8 protein-coding genes are annotated in these 6,802 nt (G+C 64.8%); 4 read left to right on the top strand and 4 right to left on the bottom strand.

The window, feature by feature from the left end:
- Positions 1-185 precede the first annotated feature (185 nt).
- The 4 genes from ACQR10_RS28145 to ACQR10_RS28130 form a co-directional block, all read right to left on the bottom strand.
- Positions 186-425 (bottom strand): Fic family protein, encoded by a 240-nt coding sequence (locus ACQR10_RS28145; RefSeq protein WP_410051433.1) that lies wholly within the window; start codon positions 423-425, stop codon positions 186-188.
- 63 nt (positions 426-488) lie between these two features.
- The gene (locus ACQR10_RS28140; RefSeq protein ID WP_316217143.1) at positions 489-695 is read right to left on the bottom strand and encodes a hypothetical protein; all 207 of its coding nucleotides are present in this window, start codon (positions 693-695) and stop codon (positions 489-491) included.
- Positions 696-701: 6 nt separating this feature from the next.
- Entirely contained in the window at positions 702-899 is a 198-nt protein-coding gene (locus ACQR10_RS28135; protein ID WP_316217142.1) for a hypothetical protein, read from the bottom strand.
- Positions 900-1,316: 417 nt separating this feature from the next.
- The gene (locus tag ACQR10_RS28130; RefSeq protein ID WP_316217141.1) at positions 1,317-1,655 is read right to left on the bottom strand and encodes a putative quinol monooxygenase; all 339 of its coding nucleotides are present in this window, start codon (positions 1,653-1,655) and stop codon (positions 1,317-1,319) included.
- Positions 1,656-2,089: 434 nt separating this feature from the next.
- Here ACQR10_RS28130 and ACQR10_RS28125 point away from each other — a divergent pair, with 434 nt between their 5' ends.
- The 4 genes from ACQR10_RS28125 to ACQR10_RS28110 all read left to right on the top strand — a co-directional run bounded on the left by ACQR10_RS28125 (position 2,090) and on the right by ACQR10_RS28110 (position 6,668).
- Positions 2,090-3,328, top strand: a complete 1,239-nt coding sequence (locus tag ACQR10_RS28125; RefSeq protein WP_316217140.1) for an FAD-binding protein — start codon at positions 2,090-2,092, stop codon at positions 3,326-3,328.
- Complete coding sequence (gene glcF / locus ACQR10_RS28120) at positions 3,325-4,647, top strand: glycolate oxidase subunit GlcF (protein ID WP_316217139.1); 1,323 nt, start codon at positions 3,325-3,327, stop codon at positions 4,645-4,647. Before ACQR10_RS28125 ends, glcF begins: the two co-directional genes overlap by 4 nt.
- A gap of 75 nt (positions 4,648-4,722) precedes the next feature.
- Positions 4,723-5,175, top strand: coding sequence for a hypothetical protein (locus ACQR10_RS28115; protein ID WP_316217138.1), 453 nt, complete (start codon positions 4,723-4,725; stop codon positions 5,173-5,175).
- A 497-nt stretch (positions 5,176-5,672) separates the two neighbouring features.
- Positions 5,673-6,668, top strand: a complete 996-nt coding sequence (locus ACQR10_RS28110; protein ID WP_316179491.1) for a TorF family putative porin — start codon at positions 5,673-5,675, stop codon at positions 6,666-6,668.
- Positions 6,669-6,802: the final 134 nt, after the last annotated feature.

The following is a 6,802-nucleotide window of genomic DNA, read 5'->3' as shown; positions in this document are numbered from 1 at the left end:
ATGCGATGACTTTACCCATTGTCACTGAGATTATCGTGTCTCACTTGAGGGGTGCAGTCCAGGACTGTCACCGTAATGCTAATGCGCCGCAATGCCGGGCTACGCCAAGTCTTGCGGGTCCTCATCGTCAATGAGCCCTTGAATGGCCGCGGTGAGAGGCGCCTCATCCCCGTCGAAGCTCGCAATCATGGCCGCAGAAGGGCGTCCGGATCGAGTGCTTCGAGATCGATGGCGTACCCGGCCTGATCTGCCAGCAGAAGAAAGAACGAGAGCTGCGTGCGGCCGTTGCCTTCCCTGAAGGCATGGATCACGTTGAGGGTTGCGAGAAACTCTGCCGACTTCTCTGCAAACTCCTCCGGCGAAAGGTCCTGCAGGAAGTTGTCGTTCGCGAGTTTCATGAAGAGCCGCTTCGCCTCTCTCTCGATATTCTCGGGGCAGCAGAAGGTGCTCTCGCCTTTTGAAATTCGGACCGTGCGCGGTTCTCCCGCTCAGTCATAGACATCTTGAAAGAGATGGTGGTGGACAGCCTTGAAATGCTCAAAATCGAGATTGCCGGCCGGGATTTCCTCGTCCGCCCTGGCATCGCTGACCTCAGCCTCGAAAGCGGCCAGTTCGTCGGCGTCCCGGATGTCGAGCTTGTTCTTCAAGACGGTCGTGCCGGGATAGCAATACTCGTCGGCGACCGCGTCGTACATTGCGGCCTAAGCCTTGCGGTAGGCTTCGATGATCGATTTCCGACGTTCCTCGGGGGATAGGGTCTTGCCCGACGACGACGAAGCGCCCTTCATCTTGGGAGAATACTCGATCCCCTCGACGGCGCTTATTTTGCGAAACCGGGCGCTGCCAATCACAAAGCCACCGGCTTTGGTGTTTTTTGACGAAGGTTTCTTTGGTGCCATGACAGAACCCTAGCATGAGCAGGGCGATCTCGCACGAAGAGAAGATCGGAGATCGACGATAGGCGAGGGTGACTTAGAAGCCGTAAAGGAGTGAACGGAGGGCGTAGGGCGGATTAGCCGAAGGCGTAATCCGCCATGTGTCTCGAAGGGTCGGCGGGTTACGCTTCGCTAACCCGCCCTACGGGCTGCGTTTGGAATGGCGAGAGATCAACCCAGCCACGAGGGCCGATGTCAAGACAGCGGTTGCCTGCTGTCACAACCGCCGTCATTCCGGGGCAAGGCCGCAGGCCTTGAACCCGGAATCTCGGCGTCAGTCAGCGCAAGCCAATTTCGAGATTCCGGGTTCGCTCGCTTGTGCGAGCGTCCCGGAATGACTGAGGCAGATAACTGCTTGGATCTTTGCCGCGCGCGATCGTGCTACATCAGCCCGTACTGCATCCGCTCGCGCCGGGCGAGCAGCGGCAGGGCCTGGCCGGCGATGTAGGTCTTGAAGTGATTGCTCTCCTGGTGGGCCTTGAACGCGGCTTCGTCGCGGAACAGCTCGTAGAACAGGAACTGCGCCGGGTTGTCCTTGGCGCGGGAGATCAGGAACAGTTTTGCGCCGGGCTCGCGCTGCGCCTCGGGGAGGAAGCGCGACAGGATCTCGGCGACGCGGTCGGCCTCGCCGTCCCTGGCCTCCCATTGCGCCACCACCAGCAGGCCGCCGCCGCTGACGGCCTCGCTCACGGTTCTGGTCTCGTTGGCATATCCGGTCATTGCGATCGTTCCTTTCGTTGATGTCGTGCAGGGGAATCGATACCGCGGTTTCGGCATCCGATCCTTCGATGGCGGACGAAGGATGGATGTTTCGCCGGGGCTTGGCGGGCTGCTGGTGGGGAGAGATCGGGTTGCATCGGAGATGCAATTCGGGGGGGAAACCACGCGGCACTTCCCGTGCCGCTGCCCCTCACCCCGACCCTCTCCCCGTAAGAACGGGGAGAGGGAGGGCACTGTCTTCCGGGCTCGTAGTTGGGCCACCCAGCGCGCCACGCGAGGGAACTGTAGCCGGCGGGGCGCCATGCGGATCGCCTGTGAGCGTTCAGTCCTGCCCGCCCTTGTGTCCGGCTCGCAACGCTTTAGAAAGGCTCCAGCGCTGATGGCCGCGCGTTGCGCTCGACCATCGTCATCATCAACCAGCAAGGCCAGCAGTGGTGGACGCCCTCAAAGTACGCAACGCAGCCGATGTGGAGGAGGTGGTTCGCGCCGCCATCGCCAGCGAGCAGCCGCTCGACATCATCGGGCACGGCTCGAAGCGCCAGATCGGCCAGATCACGACGACCAACGCCGTGCTCGACCTGTCGGCGCTGAGCGCGGTCGTCTCCTACGAGCCGAACGAGCTGATCATCACGGCACAGGCGGGGGCGCCGCTCGCCGACCTCTTGTCGCTGATCGATTCGAAGAGCCAGCAATTCGCGTTCGAGCCGATGGATACCGGGCCGCTGTTGGGGACGACGGGCCGCGGAACGCTGGGCGGGATGATCGCGGCGGGGCTGGCCGGCCCGCGGCGTATCAGGGCCGGCGGGGTGCGCGATCATCTGCTCGGGGCGCATGCCGTCTCCGGCTTCGGCGAGAGCTTCAAGACCGGCGGCAAGGTGGTGAAGAACGTCACCGGCTACGACCTCTGCAAGCTGCTGGCGGGCTCCTGGGGCACGCTTGCTGTGATGACCGAGGCGACCCTGAAGGTGATGCCGCGGCCGGAGGCCGAACGCACGCTGGTGCTGCGCGGGCTCGACGACCTCAAGGCCAACCGGGCGATGACGGCGGCGCTCGGCTCGCCGTTCGACGTCTCCGGAGCCGCGCATCTGCCGGCCTCGACGCTGCGGCCGGAGGTCACGGGCTTGAGCCCGCTCGGCTCGCCGCGCGAGGCGGTCACGGTGATCCGGCTGGAGGGCATCACGGCCTCCGCGGCGCATCGGGCGGCGTCGCTCGCCCGCCAGCTCGCCACCTTCGGTCCGGCTGAGATCATTGCGGACGACGCCTCGGCCGATGTCTGGAGCGCCATCCGCGACGTGCTGCCGTTCGCCGCCCATGGGCCGCTCGGCGCCTGGACGGTGTGGCGGATCGTCTGTCCGCCGGTGTCGGGCGGCGCGATCGGGCAGGCCCTGACGCGCCAGACCGGCGGCGAGGTGATCTATGACTGGGGCGGGGGCCTGATCTGGGCCGCGCTGCCGCCGCAGCCCGATGCGTCGGCGGGGCTGGTGCGCAAGCATGTCGAGGCCGCCGGCGGCCACGCGACCCTGCTGCGCGCGTGGGACGAGATGCGGCTCGCGGTCGACGTGTTCCACCCGCAGCCCTCAGGCGTCGCCGCGCTGGAGGAGCGCGTTCGCGTCTCCTTCGATCCCAAGACCATTCTCAACCGCGGCCGTCTGCGTCGGAGCGTTGCGTCATGAAGACCGAGTTCACCCTGGCGCAGCTCGCCGATCCCGACATCGCGGTCGCCGACAAGATCCTGCGCGCCTGCGTGCATTGCGGCTTCTGCACCGCGACCTGTCCGACCTACGTGCTGCTCGGCGACGAGCTCGACAGCCCGCGCGGGCGGATCTACCTGATCAAGCAGATGCTGGAGAAGGACCAGGCGCCGACGGCCGACGTGGTCAAGCATATCGACCGCTGCCTGTCGTGCCTGTCCTGCATGACGACCTGCCCGTCGGGCGTGCACTACATGCATCTGGTCGATCAGGCGCGGGTGCGAATCGAGCAGCGCTACGAGCGCCCGCTGACCGACCGGTGGCTGCGCGCCGCGCTCGCCTATGTGCTGCCGCGGCCGCGCGAGTTTCGGCTGGCGATGACCCTGGCGCGGCTCGGCCGGCCGTTCAAGGCGTTGCTGCCGGCATCCTCCGCCTCGCGCGCACCTGCGCCCAGCCTGCTGCGGCGCGTCAGGGCGATGCTCGATCTGGCGCCCGCCGCCGCGCTGCCGCCGCCGGGGCCGGCTGATGGCAGCGTGTTTGCCGCGCAGGGCGCGCGGCGCGGCCGCGTCGCGCTGCTGCAGGGCTGCGCACAGGCGGCCCTGGCGCCGCGCATCAACCAGGCTGCGATCAACGTCCTGACCCGGCACGGCATCGAGGTCGTCTTGGTCAAGGACGAGCAATGCTGCGGTGCGCTGACCCATCACATGGGGCAGGATTCCGACGCGCTGGCGCGGGCGCGCGGCAATGTCGACGCCTGGACCGCGGAGGCGAAGCGTGGCGGTCTCGACGCCATCCTGGTGACGACCTCGGGCTGCGGCACCGTCATCAAGGACTACGGACACATGCTGCGCGAAGACCCGCGATATGCAGCGCCCGCGGCCGCCGTGTCGGCGATCGCGAAGGACATCACCGAGTATCTCGCCGGTCTCGATCTGGCCCCTGCAACTCAGCATGACGACGTCGTCGTGGCCTATCACTCGGCCTGCTCGCTGCAACATGGGCAGAAAATCACGAGCATTCCGAAAGAATTGCTTTCCAAGTCCGGATTCGTGGTGAAAGATATACCGGAGAGTCATTTGTGTTGCGGTTCGGCGGGGACCTACAACATTCTCCAGCCTGACATCGCGATGAAGCTGCGCGATCGCAAGGTCGCCAACATCGCGACCGTCAAGCCGAATGTGATCGCGGCAGGCAATATCGGCTGCATGATGCAGATTGCCAGCGGCACCTCCGTCCCCGTCGTGCACACCGTTGAGCTTCTCGACTGGGCGACGGGCGGTCCGCGGCCAGGAATGATTTGACGGATGGGCGCGCGCTGATGGCCGGCCCGTCCCGCCGGACGAGCTGATCGAACGGCGGCAACTGGAGGGTTTCTGATGGCGAAGGACAAGAAGGCGAAGAAGGACAAGAAAGAAAAGAAGAAGCTGATGGCTCAGGCCAAGGCCGCCAAGAAGGCGACGAAGACGTCCGCCAAGAAGGCTGCAAAGAAGTCTGCACCGAAGTCCGCGAAGAAGGCCGCCAAGAAGGCTGCCAAGAAAACTGTCAAGGCGCCGGCCAAGAAGGCGAAGAAGACCGTGAAGGCCGCGGCGAAGAAGGCGGCCAAGGCGCCGGCCAAGAAGGCTCCCGCCAAGAAGGCCAAGGCGTCGGCTGCGAAGGCTCCGGCTGCGCCGAAGAAGAAGGCCGCCAAGAAGCGGGCTCCCAAGATGGCTCCGCTGGTCGAGACCCCCGAAATGCACGAGACCGAATCGGCTGCTGAGACCAGCTGGGCGATGCCGAGCGCGGCGCCGGAGGAGCACGAGGACGGCGAGGGCACGGCGTCCGGCAACTGATCTTTCCGGACCGGATCGTTCTCACCACCAGACGAATTCACATCGGAAGGCCGCGGCGGCTACGCTTGCGGCCTTTTCGTTTGCTGCCGGCTCGTTCGTTGCCGGCATCTGTCGTCTGCGTCCGCTGCCCTTGTTGTCGATCGATATGGTCGTCGGAGCCGTCGCCCCGCAGATCTACGGCCGGGCGAATCCGACCTCGGTGCGCCGTGTGGTTTTGCTTGCGGCACCACGATTCCAGCGCGCCGGCACAACCGAATGTGCGTCCTAGCGTGCTTTGAGACACGGAAATTTGTTGTTCAAATGCAACACGCGCCGACTACCTGCCGTAGATTTGTCAAATCGCCCAAAAAGGCGGCAGATGCCACGCTTTTTTGCTTCACCTGCGGCGAGACCCTGTCGCAAATTGCGTCCGGATGACGCAGCCGGTCTTGTTTGCGCCCTGGGGGGCCAATGTGGGGCAGGCTCGTTCGGAAGAATTTAGGGTGATGGGGATCGTCATGAAAAAGTGGGCTTTGCTGGCAACGGCGCTGGCAATGGTTTCGGGATCGGCTTCGGCGGCGGACATGGCGGTCAAGGCCTATAAGGCTCCGCCTCCGGTCGCGTTCGAGCCGTGGGACATCGCGTTCGGCGCGGCGATCATGAACGACTACGTGTTCCGCGGCGTCACCCAGTCGAACCACAAGGCGTCGGTCGCCGCCTATTTCGAGCCGCGCTACAACGTCAACAAGGACCTGCAGCTCTACGTCGGCGTCGCCGGCGAGAGCATCTCGTTCGCGAACCGCGCTGCTGCCGAGATCGACATCTACGGCGGTATCCGCCCGACCTTCGGCGCGTTCGCCTTCGACATCGGCGTCTGGGGCTATCTGTATCCGGGCGGCACCTGCTACTACGGCGGCGGCGCCGTGACGGATTTCGCGGGTCAGGCGCTGAGCGCCGAGTGTCAGGCCAACACGCTGACCAACCTGAACGTGATGAAGAAGGACGTCTCGTTCTTCGAAGTCTACGGCAAGATGAACTACACCGTGAACGACATGTGGACGTTCGGCGTCACCGAGTTCTACTCGCCGAACTTCCTGAACACCGGCGCCTGGGGCAACTACGCCTCGGTCACCGGCAAGTTCACCGCCCCGAGCACGACCTTCGGCTCCAGCGGCGTCGGCATGTACGTGTCGGGTGAGTTCGGCCGTCAGTGGTTCGGCACGTCGGACTCCTTCTACGGCGTTCCCGCCTTCCCGAACGGCATCAAGTATGCCGACTACAACACCTGGAACATCGGCGTCGGCTTCACCTACAAGGTGTTCACGCTGGACCTGCGCTACTCCGACACCGACATGTCGAAGGGTGATTGCAACGCCTTCACCAGCGACTTCACCGCCAGCGGCACCACCAACGTCACGCCGATTAACCCGGCTGGCCTGGGCTCGAAGTGGTGCGGTGCGACCGGCATCGCCAAGCTCTCGGTCGACCTGACGGCGATGAGCAATCTGAAGTAATCACCCGCCAAGGCGGATCGGACTGATCACGAAGGGCGGCAGAGCAATCTGCCGCCCTTCTGCTTTTTGGTGACGGGGGCCGGCTGTCGCTCGGACGTCTTGCCGCCTTTCCTAGTCGCCTTGCGTGGGCACCG

It is taken from the genome of Bradyrhizobium sp. HKCCYLRH2060, from assembly GCF_051168135.1.
In the GTDB taxonomy this organism is placed as follows: domain Bacteria; phylum Pseudomonadota; class Alphaproteobacteria; order Rhizobiales; family Xanthobacteraceae; genus Bradyrhizobium.
The sequence above is the reverse complement of the archived record's forward strand: the minus strand, read 5'-3'. Positions and strand labels throughout refer to the sequence as shown.

What these genes read in the sequence shown, in the direction of transcription:
- ACQR10_RS28115 (WP_316217138.1), top strand. Translation starts at nt 4,723, where the DNA reads ATGGCGAAGGACAAGAAGGCGAAGAAGGACAAGAAAGAAAAGAAGAAG.
- glcF (WP_316217139.1), top strand. Translation starts at nt 3,325, where the DNA reads ATGAAGACCGAGTTCACCCTGGCGCAGCTCGCCGATCCCGACATCGCG.
- ACQR10_RS28110 (WP_316179491.1), top strand. Translation starts at nt 5,673, where the DNA reads ATGAAAAAGTGGGCTTTGCTGGCAACGGCGCTGGCAATGGTTTCGGGA.
- ACQR10_RS28140 (WP_316217143.1), bottom strand. Translation starts at nt 695, where the DNA reads ATGTACGACGCGGTCGCCGACGAGTATTGCTATCCCGGCACGACCGTC.
- ACQR10_RS28130 (WP_316217141.1), bottom strand. Translation starts at nt 1,655, where the DNA reads ATGACCGGATATGCCAACGAGACCAGAACCGTGAGCGAGGCCGTCAGC.
- ACQR10_RS28135 (WP_316217142.1), bottom strand. Translation starts at nt 899, where the DNA reads ATGGCACCAAAGAAACCTTCGTCAAAAAACACCAAAGCCGGTGGCTTT.